Below are 19,634 nucleotides of genomic sequence, written 5' to 3' on the forward strand. Positions count from 1 at the left end.
CTATGAGACGTGTCGTTGTTACCGGAATGGGTATCGTATCTTGCCTGGGTACTGATAAAGAAGCCGTCCTGGACTCACTGAAAGAGGGCCGTTCAGGCATCAAATTTCAGGAAGAGTACAAAGAGATGGGCTTTCGCAGCCATGTAGCGGGAAGTATTGATCTGGATTATACCGACCTTATCGACCGCAAACTGGTGCGTTTCATGGGTGATGCTGCAGCCTATGCGTATCTGTCTATGGAACAGGCGATTAAAGACGCCAACCTGAGTGAAGATCAGGTGTCTAACGTGCGTACCGGTCTGGTGGCAGGTTCTGGTGGCGCATCATCCGCAGACATCGTTGAAACCGCTGATATCCTGCGCACCAAAGGTGTTCGTCGGGTCGGTCCATACCGCGTCACCCGCACCATGGGGTCTACTGTATCAGCCTGTCTGGCAACGCCATTTAAAATTAAGGGCGTTAACTACTCCATCACCTCTGCCTGCGCTACCAGCGCCCATTGTATTGGCAATGCGATGGAACAGATTCAGCTGAACAAGCAAGACATCGTCTTCGCTGGCGGCGGTGAAGAACTTCATTGGTCCCTGAGCGTTATGTTTGATGCGATGGGCGCACTGTCCAGCAAATACAACGATACCCCGGAAAAAGCGTCCCGTGCCTACGATGCCAACCGTGATGGTTTTGTTATCGCTGGCGGTGGCGGCATGCTGGTTCTGGAAGAGCTGGAACACGCTAAAGCCCGTGGCGCAAAAATCTATGGCGAACTGGTCGGCTATGGCGCGACGTCTGATGGCTATGACATGGTTGCTCCATCCGGCGAAGGCGCTGTGCGCTGCATGAAGCTGGCGATGAGCACCGTTGATGGGGGCATCGATTACATCAACTCTCACGGCACCTCAACACCTGCGGGTGACATCCAGGAGCTGAAGGCGATGAAAGAGACCTTCGGCGAGCAGATGCCTCCGGTCAGTTCGACCAAGTCCCTAACCGGCCACTCACTGGGTGCAACCGGCGTACAGGAAGCGATCTACAGTCTGCTGATGATGGAAAACAACTTCATCTGTGCATCGGCCAATATCGACGAGCTTGACCCTGCAGCAGAAGGTCTTCCCGTTGTCACTGAGCGCAGAGACAATGTTGACCTGCAGCGCGTCATGTCGAACAGCTTTGGTTTCGGCGGCACTAACTCGACGCTGGTATTCCAGAAATACACTAGTTAATCCTGGATAGCGCAGATTAAAAAACCCGCCTCGGCGGGTTTTTTATTGAGCGTTTTAGCTGCTTCTCAGATGCTTCGCTTGTGAGCTGAGAGCTACTCATCCACCACTTTAAGATCACGCATCTGCGCTTCCAGCCAGCCAACCGAGTCGGTATGTATCTCATCCACACTGCGATCAACTGAATTCACCGCCACGCCGATACGCACGGTAACGGTACCGGGGTATTTGACATAGCTTTTACCCGGCCAGAACAGACCTGCGTCATGTGCCAGCGGCACCACCGGCACCTGAGCACTGGCCGCCAGCATCGCCCCACCCTTATTAAATTTACCCAGCTTACCGGTTTCTACCCGGGTTCCCTGAGGAAAGATCACCACGTTAATCCCCTCTTCCAGACGCGCTTTACCCTGGGTCAGCAAATCTTTAAGTGCACCCCGGCGCTTACTGCGATCCAGCGCAATCGGTTTCAACATCGCCAGCGCCCAGCCAAAGAAAGGTATCTTTAATAGCTCCTGTTTCAGAACCGCGCTTTGCGGGCGGATCAGGGTTTGTAGAAACAGCGTTTCCCACTCACTGGAGTGGTTGGCAACCACCACATAAGCGCTATCCCTGGGCAAGTTTTCCAGACCTTCAATCCGGTATTTAACACCACAGCACAGATACAGCCAGGCCATACTGAAATAGTTCATCAGGGTAAACAGCTTAAAACGGGGACGAAAGGGTAACGCCCAGCCCACCAGCAAACAAAACGCAGCAAACACCAGCGTCACCGGGTAAAAGCCAATATAAAAGAGCGTTGCCCGCAGATATAACAACAGAGAAGGTTTTCTGCTCATCGCCTGATCACTATCCTTTTCGGTATTAACATCGACCTCAACTGGGGGCTTCAAGGGCTCACCTTCCAGTGACCACTTTTTCCACCTGTTTTTTCCAACAGCTTGATCTCAGAGATAACCATCCCTTTATCCACCGCTTTACACATATCATAGATGGTCAGCGCCGCCACCGATGCGGCGGTCAGCGCTTCCATCTCAACCCCGGTCTGGCCAGCTAACTTACAGGTCGCCAGGATCAGCACCGAAGCAGATTCCGGTTGGGGTATCAATTCAACCGCCACTTTGCTCAGCATCAGCGGATGACACAGCGGAATCAGATCAGAACAACGTTTAGCGGCCTGAATACCAGCAATTCTTGCCACTGCCAGCACATCGCCCTTTTTATGCTCTCCGGCGGTAATCATATGCAGCGTTTCTGGCAGCATGTTAACCACCGCCTGAGCGGTCGCCTCGCGGGTGGTTACTGCCTTTTCAGACACGTCCACCATGTTCGCATGACCCTTATCATCCAGATGTGTCAGTCGACTCATGCAGCCTCCTGCGGCTTCTTCTTATTCAATACCGGATTAGCATACATCTGCCGCAGGATATTCGCAGCAGAGTCAGACAAACCCTCGCTTCGGGCGGCAAACAGGGCCTGCTGCTCCGCATCAATACTGCCGTCATCAACCCCCGCGGCTAGCATATTAGAGGGGTGCAGATAGTAGTTGTCGATGATCTGGCGGTCGATCTCGGCAGCCAGCTCTTCAGGGGTATTCATACCGGTGATCACATCACCAAACGCCACATACACATGGCCTTTGTTACCGGTGATCCCGGTGACGATACTGTCAATATCTTCAAACTGGGATTTCTGATACTTAACCCCCTGCTGCTTGGCATCAAGTTCCTGCGCTTTAGCCCGGTCACAGGGGTCATACTCATAGGAGATTGAAACCGGAACAATTTTTACCCGCTCGAGAAACTCTGCGAAGCTACGCTGTTTGCGGTGCGACATATAAAACATTTTCAGAATGGCGGGATCAGTAAAGTCGTTACCATCTTTTGCCCGGCCTTCCCGCTGGGCGATCCAGACACTGGCTTCATCATGCACCAGTGAATGATCAATATAGGCCGACAACTGCCCCAGCGCAGTAAGCACCTCGCGCCCTTTTGCTGAACGATTAACAATAAAGCTTTTATTCAGGCGCATCAGATCTGAGACGTAAGGCTTACGCAGCAGGTTGTCGCCAATGGCGATCCGCAGGGTATCAAAACCATTCTGATACAGCGCCCAGTTAACAAACGCCGGGTCCATAGCTATATCACGGTGGTTGGAAACAAACAGATACGCCTCATCATGCTCAAGATTTTCAATACCACTACAGGAAAGACGGGTGGTCGTACGGCCGATCATCTTGGTCATATAACCCGCAATCAGCGTCTGAAAGTCCTGAATACTCTCGATCTCGCCAGTTTTCTGCGCCAGAAAAATGCGCACGGCGGGCTTTAACAGCCAGCCAAACAGGGATGCCATCTGGGGAAACTGATAGCGGGTCAGCACTGAGATAAGTTCATCATCATGGATCAGCCGGTTCAGGACATCACTTACCTCACTATCATAATAGGGGCGGATATTCTGAAATGGATCATTGATTGAGCTGGCTGCCATTCTGCCTCCTGAGGCACTGCGAATAATAAGCCGGGTATTTTACAGGGAGATGGGAATAATTTCAGCGCACATTACGCATTCTTTAGATTAATCGGTGTAAACAGACGCTTTACACCTTTGTTGTGATCAGCCGCCGGTCATATTCATAAAGCGAACAATCTGCGGTGTTTCATCATCCAGATCAAAATAGTGCTGCTCGGGCTTAAGATCCATTGCGCGGATCAGATGCTGTTTCAGCACCTCAATATCACCGGGATGATCGCGGATAACCTGGCGCAAATCCATCGAGTGTTCATTACCCAGACAGAGTAACAACCGTCCCTCAACTGTCATTCGCACCCGATTACATTCGCTACAGAAGTTATGACTGTGCGGAGAGATAAAGCCAACCCGGCTGTCGCTATCACTCATTCGATAATAGTGGGATGGCCCTCCGGTTTTATCCGCAGAGTCTATCAAAGGATAGACAGGCATAATCATCTGCAGCAACTCATCGCTGGAACAGTAGACTTCCGCCCGGTCATGCTCGGTGATCGCCCCCAGCGGCATCTCCTCAATAAAGGTGATATCCAGCCCCTTGGTACGGGCAAATGCAATCAGGTCGAGCACTTCATCATCATTGCGACCTTTTAACACCACCGCATTCAGCTTAATCCTTTTAAAGCCTGCCGCTATTGCCGCATCAATCCCCGCCAGCACCTGCGACAAGCGTCCGGTACGGGTCAGTCGTTTAAACTTATCCTCCTGCAAGCTATCGAGACTGATATTCAGACGATCAACCCCCAGCCGTTTAAGATCCGCCGCCATACCGGCTAACTGGGAACCATTAGTGGTGATCAGCAGTTCAGCAGGCAACTGCCCCAGTTGTTCCACCAGCGTCAGAATACCCCGACGAACCAGAGGCTCTCCGCCGGTCAGACGGATCTTATTCACCCCCAATTCAACAAATGCACGGGCCACGAAATACAACTCTTCCAGAGATAAGACTTCACTGCGCGGTAGAAACTGCATCTCCTCGGCCATACAGTACACACAGCGAAAATCACAACGATCCGTCACCGACAAACGGATATACTCAACCCGCCGGCCAAACCGGTCAACCAGTTGAGTGGTTGCATTGCTGTTCTGATTTATCTGCATACCTGGCTAGCATCTCTTGTGTATTTAGGTAAAAATATACCTGATTATTTTAGTCAGTTATTCACTTAATTGTTAGGCGAGTTTTGCAACAATGTACATGGTACTTAAGCACACCCACATCACCTTTGCCGCTCTGAGCATACTTTTTTTCACCCTGCGGGGTTACTGGATGCTGACAACACCGGAAAAATTAAAACGACGCTGGGTCAGAATTACACCACATATTATCGACACGCTTTTGCTGGTAAGCGCCATCGCCCTCACCATTACCGTCAGCCAGTATCCCTTTACCCATAGCTGGCTGACAGCAAAGCTGATCGCTCTGGTAGCGTATATTGTGCTGGGCACTATCGCTCTGAAGCGGGGAAAAACGAGGGGTATTCGTACAGTGGCTTTGGTGATGGCGCTGGCCTGTGCCGCCTATATCGTCTGGGTAGCTCTGCATCACACGCCGCTACCCTGAAATCAGTTAAGCGGTGATATCATTGATCTCCTCATTTTGGTACTGTTCACGAATCATCGCCACCAGCTGACTCCGCCAGGGTAGCTGGCGGATACCAAAATGATTTAGCAGTTTAGTGCACACCAGCACTGAAGAGGCTGGGCGCTCAGCATCGCTGCCTAATTCGGAAGAACTGATCGGCACCAGCTTCTCCACTTTCAGTTTTTCATACTGCCCCGCTGCAGCCAGTACCGCTTCGGTAAAGCCGTAACGGGTGGTAATCTCTGCACAACAATAATGATAAGTGCCCCAGTTATCGGCACCATTATGAAGCTGTTTCAGAATAGCGACGATCACCCGGGCAATATCACTGGCCGACGTTGGACAACCGCGGCGATCATCAGCAGCAACAATTTCCTCTTCCTGCCGCGCCTGCCGCAACGCGCGGCGCATAAAGTTGTCGCCAATGGTACTGAATACCCAGCTCACCCGAAGAATCACATGCTGCGGCAACGCGGCACGCAACACCTCTTCGCCCTGCCATTTACTGTCACCATACAGCCCCAGTGGACGCGCCTGATCATCCTCTTTATAACCACTCTCATAGTGACCATCGAAAACGTAATCAGACGACAGGTGAATCAGCGGAATAGACAACACGCCACAGGCTGTCGCCAGCACTTCTACGGCATCTCTGTTCAGCTCATAGCAACGTTCAGTCTGGGCTTCAGCCCGGTCAACTGCATTAAAGCCAGTCGTGTTAATGACATAATCAGGCAGATGCTCATCCAGCTGTTTCTGGACCTGCTCACGGCTACTGATATCCAGTTTTTTATCCGTAAAGGCCACCACAGAAAAGAATGGATCATTCTGCGTCACCTGGTTTAAAAAATAACCTATCTGTCCATCAACACCGGTAATTAATATTTTTGCCGGGGTGGTCAGAAAATTTTGTGTCATTGACTAAAGCTCCAACTATTTCGCTTGCAAATCAACGATACCATATCAAACCAGCAGCGAAAGCAAAAAAACGATGAATAGGGGCAAAGTTTGTTAGCAGCAACCGAAACCCTGTGTGAAGATTTTAAGTATCTGCATTACTGTGAAGAAAAAGCCGTCAGTTGACGATTATTTTTCGCTATAATTGCAGCAAATTTTGATACACGAGACGCGTTCATGCCGCTAGACATCAGCTCACATACGGGCGAAAAACCCGCCGGACGAATCCGCCAGAAGAACGAGCAACAGATCCTGGCAGCTGCAGAGCAAGAGTTTGCGGCCTGTGGGTTCAAAGGCGCCAGCATGCGCGACATTGCTGAGCGTGCCAACCTGCCTAAAGCCAACATTCACTATTACTTCAAGAATAAACTGGGACTCTATTTCGCCGTTCTCAGTGACATAATCGATCTATGGGATAGCACCCTGAGCAACCTCAGGGCCGAAGACGATGCCGCCAGCAGTCTGACCAAATATCTGCGCAAGAAGATCGAATTTTCCCGCGACCATCCTCTGGCTTCACGTATCTTCGCCAGTGAAATCATCAGCGGAGGTCCCAATCTGGACCGTTATTTCACCGAAGGCTACGAAGAGTGGTTCAGATCCCGCACTGCGGTATTCGAACAATGGCAACAACAGGGAAAGCTCGATGCCAGCATAGCCCCGAGTCATCTCATCTTTCTGCTCTGGTCGAGCACACAGCACTATGCAGACTTTGCACTCCAGGTATCGTCAGCACTGGGTAAAAAATCGCTGGATAACCAGGACTATGAACAGGCGATCACCACGCTTACCCACATTATTCTTAAAGGCTGTGGTATTAAGTGACCCGACAGAGATAATCCGGCGCTCCCTTGTTCCGGGCATCACAATGGTGATGCCCTCGTCTGACACGCCCTGTTTTTTAATGCCTCGCAAAAGTGCAGAGACTTTCTACCAGCGAGCAGATCTGGTGCGCTGAACCAAATTACCATCAAACAGACCGTTCAAAACTCTGAGGATAGTGAATCACTGGTGAAGATTGCACAACTTATCTACACCAGACCTGATGACATCTGACAAATACTGACCACTTGGCCAGTTTTTTGCTTCTCTTTCCATATCTACAAGACTCAACCACCGTGTTTGGGTATAGTTTTCTTTTAGCTTCATTATCGGCGAGGTAGCCAGCGTGCAGCAGAATCCCACCCCTCCGCGACTCACACTACGCGGTATTACGAAACAGTATCCAGGATGTCTAGCCAATGATGACGTCCACCTGGATATCGCTCCGGCCGAGATTCACGCACTGCTGGGTGAAAACGGCGCAGGGAAAAGCACCCTGATGAAAGTCATCTACGGGTTGGTAAAGCCCGATAAGGGCGAGGTGCTTTGGGATGGCTTGCCCATCGAGGTGAAGGATCCTGCCCATGCCCGCAAGATGGGCATCGGCATGGTATTCCAGCACTTTTCGCTGTTTGAGACCCTGACGGTCACCGAAAACATCGCCCTGGCGCTAGGCGACGATGCCGGAGAACTGGAGCCACTGGCAATAAAAATTCGCACCGTGTCGGAAAAATATGGCATGGCGATTAATCCCGACCGGGAGATCCATACGCTGTCGGTCGGCGAACGGCAGCGAGTTGAGATCGTTCGTTGCCTGGTGCAAAACATCAAGCTGCTGATTCTCGATGAACCCACTTCGGTATTAACACCACAGGAAGTCGATACTCTGTTCATCACCCTGCGGAAACTGGCCAGCGAGGGCTGCTCGATTCTGTTTATCAGCCATAAACTCAACGAAGTAAAAGCCCTGTGCCATAAAGCCACCGTCTTACGCGCGGGACGAGTCTCCGGTGAGTGCATCCCCGCCGAAGAAGACACTACCAGCATGGCTAAACTGATGGTCGGCGATGATACCCCGGTCAGCACGACTTATCCAAAACGGCTGGGCACATCCCCGCTACTCAGCATTAACGACCTCACCCTGCATAGCCCTGACCCGTTCGGCGTGCATCTGAAAAACATTAACCTCACCGTGAATGCCGGCGAGATCGTCGGGATTGCCGGTGTTGCAGGTAATGGCCAGGAAGAACTGCTGGCCAGCCTGAGTGGCGAACATCTCTGTCCGGTGGCAAACACCATCTGCTTTGCGGACACTCAGGTAGGCAGCCTGCCCCCCGATCAGCGTCGTCAGTGGGGGCTGGGCTTTGTACCCGAGGAACGGCTTGGCCGTGGCGCAGTGCCCGAAATGAGCCTGACAGAAAATGCCCTGCTGACCGGATTCTTAACGGGCTTGGTGAATAACGGCATGGTTGCCTGGAAAAAGGCGGAAGCCTTCGCCGATGAAATTATCGACCGGTATAAGGTCAAGGCAGCGGGTCGTCATGCCCAGGCTGACAGCCTCTCCGGTGGTAACCTGCAAAAATTCATTATCGGCCGGGAGATCATGCAAAACCCGAAAATTCTGATTGCGGCTCATCCGACCTGGGGGGTCGATATCGGTGCGGCAACGGCGATCCATAAAGCACTGATCACCCTGCGTGATCAGGGTGCCGCGATTCTGGTGGTGTCGGAGGATATCGACGAACTATTCCTCATCTCTGATCGCATCGGCGCAATCTGTGACGGCGCCCTGTCACCGATTAAACCCACACCAGAGTCATCGATTCAGGAGCTTGGCCGGATGATGGCTGGCGACTTTGAACAGCCTGCCAATGAAAGGAGTGCAGCCCTATGATCAAACTGGAACCGCGCGGTGAACGCTCCAGCACCATGGCGTATCTGTCACCGGTATTAGCGGCATTGCTAACTATGTTTACCGGCTTGATACTGTTTACGCTGCTGGGGGTTGATCCTATTGAAGCACTGATCACGATTCTCTATGTGCCTGTTTCAGACACCCACGGAATTGCTGAACTCTGCGTAAAAACCGCCCCTATTTTACTTTGCGCCATCGGCCTGTCAGTGGTGTTCAAAGCAAAAATCTGGAATATCGGCGCCGAAGGACAGCTCTTAATGGGCGGTCTGTTCGGTAGTTATATCGCGCTGCAGCTGACTGAAACAGAGGGTTTCTGGGTGCTGCCCGTGGTGCTGATCGCCGGCGTACTGGGTGGCATGTTCTGGTCCGGTATCGCCGCATTACTGAAAGTACGTTTCAATACCAATGAGATTCTCACCACCATCATGATGAACTATATCGCTCTGAATATTCTGCTCTGGGCGGTTCATGGTCCACTTAAAGACCCGGAAGGGTTTAACTTCCCGGAATCAGCACTCTTTGGTGATTCAGCACTGCTACCGATATTGATTGAGGACACCCGGGTGCACTTTGGCATGGCACTGGCATTGCTGGCTGTTGTTGCTGTCTGGGTATTGATGAGCCGCAGCTTTTATGGCTTTCAGATTAAGGTCATGGGGATGGATGCCGGTGCCGCACGCTTATCCGGATTCAAAGAGAAACGGCTGGTCTATTTTGCCCTGTTACTCAGCGGTGGTTTAGCCGGTCTCGCCGGTGTCGGCGAAGTTACCGGCCCTATTGGTCAGCTGATCCCGCAGATCTCTCCCGGCTATGGTTATGCCGCGATTATCGTGGCATTTCTCGGTCGCCTGCACCCGGTGGGTATACTGCTTGCAAGTCTGCTGATGGCGCTGCTCTACATGGGTGGCGAGATGGCACAGATCAGTCTGGGCCTGCCTCTGGCACTCACAGGACTGTTTCAGGGGATGCTACTGTTCTACCTGCTGGCCTGCGATGTGCTGATCACCTTCCGCATTCGACTCAAACCGAGAAAGGTTCCCCCCTCCTCTCCCCTGCCATCGTTAGCGTCTGAGACTCAAGGATAAACACATGGATATTGATCTGATCACCAACATACTCTACGCCATGATCCGCACCGGCACACCGCTACTTATAGTGGCACTGGGAGAGTTGGTCTGTGAGAAAAGCGGGGTGCTTAACCTCGGTCAGGAGGGCATGATGCTGATGGGCGCAGTCGTCGGCTTTATCGTCACACTGCTCTCCGGCAGTCTGCTGCTTGGATTTATTCTGGCGATGGTTGCAGGCGTCCTGATGTCACTTATTTTCGGCCTCATCACTATGGAACTAAGCGCTAACCAAGTTGCCACCGGGCTGGCGCTGACCATCTTTGGTACCGGCCTATCGGCATTTGTCGGTAGTGAATTTGTCGGCAAACCGATTGAGGGGCTAGACCCGGTGTTTATTCCGGTATTGACCGATCTGCCGATTATCGGCCGGATGCTGTTTGGCCAGGACCTGGTCGTCTATCTCTCCTTTATCCTGTTTGGCGCGGTGTACTGGTTTATCAACTATTCCCGCCCGGGTCTGATACTCAAAGCGGTGGGAGAGAATCCGCACGCGGCCAATGCTATCGGCCTTCCGGTATTTAAAACCCGCTATCTGGCAATCATCTTTGGTGGCGCGATGGCGGGGCTGGCGGGCGGTTACCTGTCGCTGGCGTATACGCCGCTCTGGGCAGAAAACATGACCGCCGGACGCGGCTGGATCGCCCTGGCACTGGTCGTATTCGCCAGCTGGAAGGCAGAACGCGTACTGTTAGGTGCATGGTTATTTGGTCTGGCAAGCATCCTTCACCTGGTATTCCAGGGACTGGGCTTTTCGGTTTCTCCCAACCTGCTGGCAATGCTGCCTTATCTGGCGACGGTTGTGGTTCTGGTGATACTATCGAGCAATCAGACCCGCAGCCGACTGGTCGCACCGATGTCACTTGGCAATCCGTTTCATGCCAGGGGTTAGGACAAGACAATTATCTGAGCGACGCCCTGTTTTTGTGATCTTAATTAAAGCATTCTCAGGGCGAATGCACCATTATGGATCAATTACAGTCAGCTAAAGGCAAAAACCTGAGGCCCGCGTCTACGCGTATCATAGATTACAGAAAAAATACTGAAAGATGACCGATTGGTCAGAAAATTGCTTAAACAATAACAACTAACCGATTGGTCAACTTTTACCGACCGTCACACCCAAATGACTCAACAGGAGAATGACGCATGAAACGTCGTCAATTTAACAAACTGGTTACCGGTCTTGCTGCCGGGGTATGCATCTCTGCACTCTCCACTTTCTCAGCTCAGGCCGCCGACCCATTCAAAGTAGGCTTTGTATATGTGGGCCCTGTCGGTGACCACGGCTGGTCATACCAGCATGATCAGGGACGTAAATCAGTTGAAGCCGAATTTGGCGATAAAGTACAAACCACCTATGTTGAAAACGTTGCCGAAGGTGCTGATGCGCAACGGGTCATTTATAACCTGGCAAAAACAGGCCATGACCTGATTTTCACGACATCATTCGGGTTTATGAACCCAACCCTGAAGGTGGCCAAACAGTTCCCTGACGTCGTATTTGAACATGCTACCGGCTATAAAACCGCCAAAAACATGGGTACCTACATCTCCACCACCTTTGAAGGGCGCTACGTCGCAGGTTATGTCGCCTCTCAGGTAACCAAGAGCAACAAGATCGGTTACATCGCATCGTTCCCAATTCCCGAAGTTATCCGCGATATCAATGCGGTACAACTGGCACTGAATGAATACAACCCAGAGGCTGAACTCAAAATCATCTGGGTGAACAGCTGGTTCGATCCAGGCAAAGAGGCCGACGCAGCCAATGCGATGATGGATCAGGGTGTTGATGTTATCCTGCAACATACCGACAGCCCTGCGGCGATGCAAGCAGCAGAACGCCGCGGTGCTTATGCGGTAGGTCAGGCATCCGATATGTCATCTTTTGGTCCTAACGCCCACCTGTTATCCGTTGTTGATGAGTGGGGCCCTCACTACATCAACACAGTAAAAGCCGTTATGGACGGCACCTGGAAACCCAAAGCAAACGTTGAGGGTATGAAAGAGGGCGCAATTGTTATCCCTGGGTTTAATAAAAGTATCCCTGCTGAAGTTGTCACCCACGCCGAAGTGCTGATTGCCGGCATTAAAGATGGCAGCGTGTATCCATTTGCCGGTCCGATCAAGAATAAAGCAGGGGAAGTAGTCGTCGCTGAAGGCGAGCGCATGAGTTACGAAGAATTGGAAAAAATGAACTGGTACGTTGAAGGTATCTCCTCCGACATTCCTAAATAAGGCTAAACAGATCGTTTAACTCTGATAGATCTTCGACTTCCCCTCACCCCTGGTGACGGGAAGTCTACTTTTTACAGAAGCCCGAGACTCTTATGAATATTCCTCTGATCAACATTTCCAGCTTATATTCCGATAATGAGACAGAAAAGCTAAAGGTTGCCAACGCGATCGATACTGCCTGCCGGGAAAGCGGTTTTTTCTATATTCAGGGACACCCGATCAGCAGACAACGGATTCAGGAGATGCACGAACTATCGCAAGCGTTTTTTGCCCTCCCGGAAACCGAGAAAGTAAAAATTGATATCACCCTGTCAGCCAACCATCGCGGCTATGGCAAGATGATGGCAGAACAACTGGACCCGGAACGTCCGGGGGATATAAAAGAGACCTTTGATATGGGCCTCAATCTGCCGTCTGATCATCCGCTGATCGGACCGGATCGTCCCCTGTACGGCCCCAACCAATATCCTCAGATTCCCGCCGACTTTCAGCAAAAGATGGAGCGTCATTACCGGGATATGCTGGAACTGGGTAAAACGGTACTCAGCGCGCTGGCGATGGCCTTGAGGATCGACAAGGATTTTTTTGCCGACAAATTTGAGCATCCGTTAAGTGTGCTGCGTTTTATACACTACCCCGAAGTAGCACCCGTGAATGGCGAAAAACATATCGGTGCTGGCACCCATACCGATTATGGCTGCATCACTATCCTCTGGCAGGATGAGACCGGCGGCCTTCAAGTGCAGGATAAAACTGGTGAATGGATCGATGCGCCGCCCATCGAAGATGCTTTTGTCATCAACATCGGTAACATGATGGCGCGCTGGAGTAACGACCGTTACAAATCTACCGCTCACCGGGTGTTCAGCCCCAGCGGACGGGAACGTTACTCGATGCCCTTTTTTGTTGAGCCGGACTTTGATACCGATGTCAGCTGTTTAGAAAACTGCTGCGCTGCGGGCGAAACGCCGAAATATGAGCCGATCTCTGCCGGTGACTGGATGATCTACTGTTTTAACAACACCTACGCCTACCGGACCGAAGAGACCGCTTAATGCGGTCCTTTCCCGTTTAAAGCGCGACACCTCTCCTTACTCTGTCGTTCCCCATACTGAATGCTGATTAATATCCTCTATGAACTAATACAATCAATCACTTGTCTACCATCATGATGGAGTATTTAACATGATGACAAAACTGAAATCCTTTCTCGACACCTTTTTACCGCCCGATAGCGGCTCGCAGTGTGATCCGAAAAAGCTAATATCGCTAGCTTCAGCAGCCCTAATGGTCGAGGTGCTGCTGTCGGACTATGAGCGCAAACCGGAAGAGAAACAGACGCTGCTGACATTACTCAAATCGAGTTTTTCACTGGATCCAACCACCGCAGACCAACTTCTGAAGCAAGCAGAAAAGGCTCAGCATGAAGCGACCGATTATTTTCGCTTCACCTCCCAAATCAACGACCTGTGCACCCCGGAGGAAAAGATAGCCCTGATCCAAAACCTCTGGCGAGTTGCCTATGCGGATGGTGAACTACACCATTACGAAGAGCATGTGATTCGCCGTATTGCCGACCTGATCTACGTCTCACACACTGACTTTATTACCGCCAAGCTGAGGGTTGTGGAAAACAATTGAAGTAGTGCCGTTAAAAGGGAAACAAAACCATAAACAGAATAACGGAATCGGCTATGCCTGTATCGGGGAAAAAGGAGTGGACTCGTTCAGCAATAGCTGTTCAAACTGATCTTTAGGTAAAGGGTATGAAAACAGATAGCCCTGGCCATAGTCACACTCAACCGAGATGAGCTGCTCACGCTGAAACGCAGTTTCAACACCCTCTGCGATCACTTTCATGCCTAATTTATGCGCCATTAAAATAATGGCTTCGCATAAAACGAGACTATCCGGGTCACTTTCTAACAGTGAAACAAAGGACTTATCGATCTTCAGATAGTCAATATCGAATTTTCTAAGGTAAGCCAAGGAGGAGTAACCTGTACCAAAATCATCCAGGGCAACCTCCAAACCGAAATCCCGAAACGCAAGCAATACCTCATCCACCACGTGAGTACTTTCAAGCAGCAAGCCTTCCGTTATCTCTATCACTAAATTTGCACCCGACAGATTCAGATCAAGTAGCTTTTGTATCCATCGCTGTGCACTCTTAGCATTAATTTTAAACTGCATAGGGGATGTATTAACGCCAATCTGAATGTTGATACCATAGCGTTTATGCCAGGACGCCAAATCATTCGTAACCTGATCAAATACAAAATCACCTAACTCTAAGATATAACCATTTTCTTCAGCAATTGGGATAAAAACATCGGGGCCGATGGTCTCTCCCTTAGGATGCTTCCATCGAAGCAGCGCTTCCGCTTTTACAATCTGGCCGGATAAAATATCAACTATTGGCTGATAGTTTAGATAAAAATCACTGGTATCCCCAGAGCGTAAATCATTGGATATTTGATGTTTTACAGAAGCAGAAGCCTGCATCTGCTCAGTAAAAAATTTGAAGCAATTTTTACCCATTCTTTTGGCGGAATACATGGCCTGATCAGCATTCATCAACAGCTCTTGAGAGCTATCGCCATCATGTGGATAGAGGGTCACACCGATACTGGCTGTGACATAGGCTCTGTCATCAGATAACACAAACGGATGTTTCACAATCTCGAGTATATTAAAGAGTGTTCTTTTAATATCCTCCTGCGCTTTAATGTCCAGCAGAATAATTGCGAACTCATCACCACCTAATCTCGCCACGGTATCAGTCTCTCTGATACTGTTCTTTAACCTTAAAGCGACCTCTTTTAGTAAGAGGTCACCTGAGTGGTGTCCGAGGGTGTCATTAACATCCTTAAAGCCATCAAGATCAATAAATAGCACCGCCATCTCATTGGTATTTCGAATCGAATGCAAAATCGCCTGCTCAAGCCGGTCATTAAATAAAACTCGATTAGGCAGGTCTGTTAATGCGTCATGAGTCGCTTGTTTATGTATGATGTACTGATCAGTTTTATACTGAGTATTATCTTTAAACACGCATACATACTGATAGGGATTATCATAAAGATCAGTAATAACATTGATAGATAACCATTCTGGATAGATCTGCCCATCTTTTCTCCGGTTCCAGATCTCCCCTTCCCAACACCCTTTTTTATTCAGGGCGTTATAGAGATCCCGATAGAAAGCGCTGTCATGTTGACCCGAACTGAGCAGACTTGGGTTCTGATTAATAATCTCCTCTTTTGTATAACCGGTAATTTTCGTAAACGCCGGATTGATACTGATAATTTCAAAATTGCTATTAACAACCATTGCCGCTTCATTGGCGTTTTCAAAAACGATAGAGGAAATCTTTAATGCTTCTTCTGATGCTTTCAGTTCAGACACATCGCTACAGGTGACTAATGTAACCTTTTCCGCTTTGTCGACGACTAACTCAGACATAGAGATGCTTAAAAAAAGAGCTTTTACATTTGAAGTATGAAATTGAAACGTCTGTACTTTATCGACAGAAGAAGAACGTTTCCAAACATTATAGGTTACACGATCAGACTGAGACAGAAACTCAATAAAGGCATGGCCGATAACATCAACATCTTGTATATCGACAAGTTCAGTAAATTTTCTATTACACTGTTTAACAATCCCCTGATCATCGAGCGTAACATATCCGGTCGGGGCGTTATAAAAGATCTGATAAGCTCGTTGCTGACTAATTTTCAGATCTTCCTGGGTCAGACGCAGTTGTTCATTCTGCATCTCCAACTCTGTTTGATGAACCGATAAGTTCTGTAATACTTCAATAATCTCCTCATCGTTCATTTCTGATACACGCTGAAGATCTAAATCTATATTTTTAAAATCTTTAACTACCGGATCATCAAACATAACAAACCTTTACTAAAATAGTTACTCAGTATCTTTGAGTTCACAACTATTTGCTTTGGGGCACGACAACTCATCAATACGCCGAATTACTCCGAGCAGATGTGTTTTTTCATCTGACTCATTTTTCAGCATCATACAGTTCTGTTCAATTAAATAATTCTCTGAATTTATTACAACAGAGAACTTTGTTTTAAAAGGCTGTCCATCACTAAGGATCTTAGCGATCTCTGCCTGAACCCTTTTTGAATCATCCGGTTGAATTATCTTAGTTAAGAAATCGTTATCTATATTAATTTGCAATATGTCTACCCCAAACAGATCCTCGGCACCCTCAGACCATTTTACGGATCTATCGGCCAGGTCCATCTCCCAATAGGTAGACTGGGTCATTTTTTGTGCTAACAATTTCCGCTGATTCGCTCTGGCGATATGTTCTTGTGATGCTTTGAGCTCAGAGATATCGTGCAAGGCGATAATCACGCCCCCATGAACATTATGATTCAGCTTATAGGGTAAAATACGCAGTAAATACCAGTTCAAATCCTCTGCTTTAACATCCATAGAGATTGCTAACCCAGTGTCAGCAACCTGCCTCACCATGGACACAAGGTCTACCCCGGGTAGCCTATGAGAGAGGTGCTCAAAGGGACGGCCAATATCATGATCGAGGATATTAAATAATTGCTTAGCACTTTGCATGAACCGTCGAATTTGCAAGTTTGTATCTAAGAATATAGAGAGAAGTTCAGATGCACCCATGAAGTTTTCCATGTCTGCGTTCAACTCACTCAGTTCTGAGATTTTACTCTGATATTCAGCATTGACCGTAAACAACTCCTCATTTACAGATTGCAGCTCTTCATTGGTGCTTTGCAGTTCTTCATTACTCGCAAGCAACTCTTCATTAGTTGCCTGCAACTCTTCATTCGAAGTTTCTAACTCTTCAATGGTCGCCTGCAAATTTTCGCGACTAAACTGAAGTTCCTGCTCCAGATCGGAAACCCTTTGATGAACTTCAGCATCCGCGTCATATTTAATGCTCTCGTTGTCAGGGCTAAGATCTAACGTTTTCACTTCTGAGATAATGACCACAGCCATGATCGGCACATGACGCCTTATCTCTAAAGGCTTGATGTCGACATTTACTTTTTTATTTTCACCCTCGACTTTAATTCTGATATTGGAGAATTTCATAGCCAATGAGGTTTTAAATACTTTAGTCAGACCGGTTGCAACAGGAACACTCAGGTCTTTTATAAGGTTTTTCGTTACATCTGTGCTCACTTTCCCGGACAGCGGTGCCAGATAATTTCTTGCATTTCCGGTTACACGTATTAACTCAAAAGAATCATTCACAATAAAACTTACAGGTATAAACTCTCCAGCAAGTGAATCAATATAAGACTCGAGAACTCTTAACTCATCATTATTTCGATTTTCAAATGCATGAGACCTGCCAGGTTGTGTGATACCTGTCTGAGGTTCCGGAAGCTTGTATCGCTCTGAGGTAAGCAGTGAACGACGATGTCCACGAGACCTGAATATATTTTTCCGGTGATCGATGACTTCAAAAAAAGCCTCGGCCTGGCCTAATGATTCACTGCTGCCAAGCACCAGCATTCCGCCCTGTTTCAGAGAAAAATTAAAGCTTTCAAAGATGCGTTGCTGCAACACAGGTTGTAGATAAATTAGCAGGTTTCTACAACTCACAAGGTTCATGTTTGTGAACGGCGGGTCTTTGATTAGATCATGTCGTGCAAATACCACCATTTCACGTAAGTGCCTGGCTATCTGATAGTGATCATCCTTACGTATAAAATACTTATTAATCAGAATCTTAGGCAAATCAGCAGCGATACTTTCCGGGTAAATGCCCTGACTGGCTTTATTCAGCGCTTCCTGATCAATATCCGTCGCAAATAACTTCAGGTCTATTGTTTTATCCAGTCGTTCGAGGATCTCCTGAACCAGCATGCAATAGGTATAAGCTTCCTCTCCGGTGGAGCACCCTGCTACCCAGATACGCAGCTCATCGCCCTCCATCTTACTGATATAATCGAGCAAATATTCATTTAGAATGGAGTCGAAAACGTCAGGATCCCGATAGAAATTGGTAACACCAATCAATAACTCACGGTAGAGAGCCGTTAACTCAGCTGGATTATTACTGACAAACTGAACATAGTCATCGATAGAGAAGGCCTGATTGATTGACATCCTTCGATCAATTCTTCGCATGATGGTCGGCGGTTTATAAAAGGTAAAGTCAATCTTTGTCTTCTGCCGCAGCATAGCGAATAGCTTAGTCAGCGAGCTGGTATCCTTCGGTACAACCTCGTTTGAAATAAGCTTTGCTTCCAGAGGGTGTTTTACAAAATTTAATAGCTGCTCTGGCAAGTCTTCAACCGGTAACACAAAATCTGACAGACCATTAGCAACGACATTTTTAGGCATCCCAGTGAACTTAGCAGACGCTTCGCTCTGGGCCATGACAAGCCCACCGGCTTCTTTAATGGCACGGCAGCCTCGGGTACCATCACTGCCGGTACCTGATAGAATCACACCGATTGCATTATGCTTCTGATCTTCGGCTAATGAGTGTAAAAAAAGATCGATAGGCAGATTCACCATCGTATCTGCACGGTCCTGTGTTTCTAGCAACAACTTGCCGTGGAAAATAGTCATATTCTGGCGGGGAGGGATTAAATAAATATTATTTGCCAGAGCCTCAACGCCATCTTTGACCACATGAACGGGAATAGCGGTCACTTTCGATAGCAACTCATCCATCATACTTTTGTAATCAGGCGATAAATGCTGAATGACAATGAAGGTCAGACCAGTATCTAGCGGCATATGCTTGAAAAAAGAACTGATAGCCTCCAAACCACCCGCCGATGCACCAATTCCAACGAAATAACGGCTACTACTTTTTTGTTTAGAAGTCATATCTACATCTTTTTACTAGCTAAAAGATTACTACCAGGTCAATCATATACCCATCTTTTTACAGTATATTGCTGGCCCAGTTTAATTTTCCGGTTGATTACAAGCAATAGAGCCAGATCACTACAAATACATAAAGCATCTACTGCCAGCATTTCAAATCTGGTTTAAGCAAAAAAACTGCTATTTTTAAACGATAAATAGTGGTTCATTAACACACTTTATTCAACAGATGAAAACAAGAAAGCCCCTAAAACAGGGGCTTTCAGATCAACAACATCTACACTTTCGTATTACATAGCCCCTTAGAAGGGTAATAAACACCTAGAAAGGCGCTCATTCGACTGTGTGAGTGAGTGAAAGCATAACAATTTCAATACCTTACCATC

The 19,634-nt window shown here is 48.5% G+C and carries 16 protein-coding genes; 9 read left to right on the forward strand and 7 right to left on the reverse strand.

Annotated features, from left to right (window positions below; genetic code table 11):
• Window positions 1-2 precede the first annotated feature (2 nt).
• A complete protein-coding gene (gene fabB, locus Q0499_RS07285; protein WP_299197770.1) occupies window positions 3-1,220 on the forward strand; it encodes a beta-ketoacyl-ACP synthase I in 1,218 nt (405 codons plus the stop codon).
• A 92-nt stretch (window positions 1,221-1,312) separates the two neighbouring features.
• Here fabB and Q0499_RS07290 read toward each other — a convergent pair whose 3' ends face one another.
• From Q0499_RS07290 to moaA, 4 genes are all read right to left on the reverse strand, one after another.
• On the reverse strand, window positions 1,313-2,110 hold the full coding sequence (locus Q0499_RS07290) for a lysophospholipid acyltransferase family protein (RefSeq protein WP_299197772.1): 798 nt from the start codon (window positions 2,108-2,110) through the stop codon (window positions 1,313-1,315).
• Window positions 2,107-2,586, reverse strand: coding sequence for a cyclic pyranopterin monophosphate synthase MoaC (moaC, locus tag Q0499_RS07295; protein WP_299197774.1), 480 nt, complete (start codon window positions 2,584-2,586; stop codon window positions 2,107-2,109). The genes Q0499_RS07290 and moaC overlap by 4 nt, the downstream gene beginning before the upstream one ends.
• Window positions 2,583-3,707, reverse strand: a complete 1,125-nt coding sequence (locus tag Q0499_RS07300) for a 1-acyl-sn-glycerol-3-phosphate acyltransferase (RefSeq protein WP_299197776.1) — start codon at window positions 3,705-3,707, stop codon at window positions 2,583-2,585. The genes moaC and Q0499_RS07300 overlap by 4 nt, the downstream gene beginning before the upstream one ends.
• A gap of 126 nt (window positions 3,708-3,833) precedes the next feature.
• Window positions 3,834-4,847, reverse strand: coding sequence for a GTP 3',8-cyclase MoaA (gene moaA, locus Q0499_RS07305; protein ID WP_299197778.1), 1,014 nt, complete (start codon window positions 4,845-4,847; stop codon window positions 3,834-3,836).
• 91 nt (window positions 4,848-4,938) lie between these two features.
• Between moaA and Q0499_RS07310 the strand changes: the two genes are divergently transcribed.
• Window positions 4,939-5,310: a SirB2 family protein gene (locus Q0499_RS07310; RefSeq protein ID WP_299197781.1), complete on the forward strand. Its 372-nt coding sequence runs from the start codon at window positions 4,939-4,941 to the stop codon at window positions 5,308-5,310.
• Between the two features lie 6 nt (window positions 5,311-5,316).
• Here the strand turns inward: Q0499_RS07310 and rfbD are convergent, their stop codons facing one another.
• On the reverse strand, window positions 5,317-6,249 hold the full coding sequence (rfbD, locus tag Q0499_RS07315) for a dTDP-4-dehydrorhamnose reductase (protein WP_299197783.1): 933 nt from the start codon (window positions 6,247-6,249) through the stop codon (window positions 5,317-5,319).
• Window positions 6,250-6,465: 216 nt separating this feature from the next.
• Here rfbD and Q0499_RS07320 point away from each other — a divergent pair, with 216 nt between their 5' ends.
• From Q0499_RS07320 to Q0499_RS07350, 7 genes are all read left to right on the forward strand, one after another.
• Window positions 6,466-7,113: a TetR/AcrR family transcriptional regulator gene (locus Q0499_RS07320; RefSeq protein WP_299197785.1), complete on the forward strand. Its 648-nt coding sequence runs from the start codon at window positions 6,466-6,468 to the stop codon at window positions 7,111-7,113.
• Between the two features lie 343 nt (window positions 7,114-7,456).
• On the forward strand, window positions 7,457-9,004 hold the full coding sequence (locus Q0499_RS07325; RefSeq protein WP_299197786.1) for an ABC transporter ATP-binding protein: 1,548 nt from the start codon (window positions 7,457-7,459) through the stop codon (window positions 9,002-9,004).
• Entirely contained in the window at window positions 9,001-10,110 is a 1,110-nt protein-coding gene (locus tag Q0499_RS07330; protein ID WP_299197787.1) for an ABC transporter permease, read from the forward strand. Before Q0499_RS07325 ends, Q0499_RS07330 begins: the two co-directional genes overlap by 4 nt.
• A gap of 4 nt (window positions 10,111-10,114) precedes the next feature.
• Window positions 10,115-11,041, forward strand: a complete 927-nt coding sequence (locus Q0499_RS07335; RefSeq protein WP_299197788.1) for an ABC transporter permease — start codon at window positions 10,115-10,117, stop codon at window positions 11,039-11,041.
• A gap of 257 nt (window positions 11,042-11,298) precedes the next feature.
• On the forward strand, window positions 11,299-12,390 hold the full coding sequence (locus Q0499_RS07340; RefSeq protein ID WP_299197791.1) for a BMP family ABC transporter substrate-binding protein: 1,092 nt from the start codon (window positions 11,299-11,301) through the stop codon (window positions 12,388-12,390).
• A 92-nt stretch (window positions 12,391-12,482) separates the two neighbouring features.
• Entirely contained in the window at window positions 12,483-13,445 is a 963-nt protein-coding gene (locus Q0499_RS07345; protein WP_299197793.1) for a 2-oxoglutarate and iron-dependent oxygenase domain-containing protein, read from the forward strand.
• Window positions 13,446-13,575: 130 nt separating this feature from the next.
• The gene (locus Q0499_RS07350; protein ID WP_299197795.1) at window positions 13,576-14,031 is read left to right on the forward strand and encodes a TerB family tellurite resistance protein; all 456 of its coding nucleotides are present in this window, start codon (window positions 13,576-13,578) and stop codon (window positions 14,029-14,031) included.
• Window positions 14,032-14,082: 51 nt separating this feature from the next.
• Here the strand turns inward: Q0499_RS07350 and Q0499_RS07355 are convergent, their stop codons facing one another.
• Both Q0499_RS07355 and Q0499_RS07360 read right to left on the reverse strand, forming a co-directional pair.
• Window positions 14,083-16,299 (reverse strand): EAL domain-containing protein, encoded by a 2,217-nt coding sequence (locus Q0499_RS07355; protein WP_299197797.1) that lies wholly within the window; start codon window positions 16,297-16,299, stop codon window positions 14,083-14,085.
• 21 nt (window positions 16,300-16,320) lie between these two features.
• A complete protein-coding gene (locus Q0499_RS07360; protein ID WP_299197799.1) occupies window positions 16,321-19,248 on the reverse strand; it encodes a chemotaxis protein CheB in 2,928 nt (975 codons plus the stop codon).
• Window positions 19,249-19,634 lie beyond the last annotated feature (386 nt).

The sequence above is a fragment of the uncultured Amphritea sp. genome (assembly GCF_937127095.1).
Classification (GTDB): Bacteria; Pseudomonadota; Gammaproteobacteria; order Pseudomonadales; family Balneatricaceae; genus Amphritea.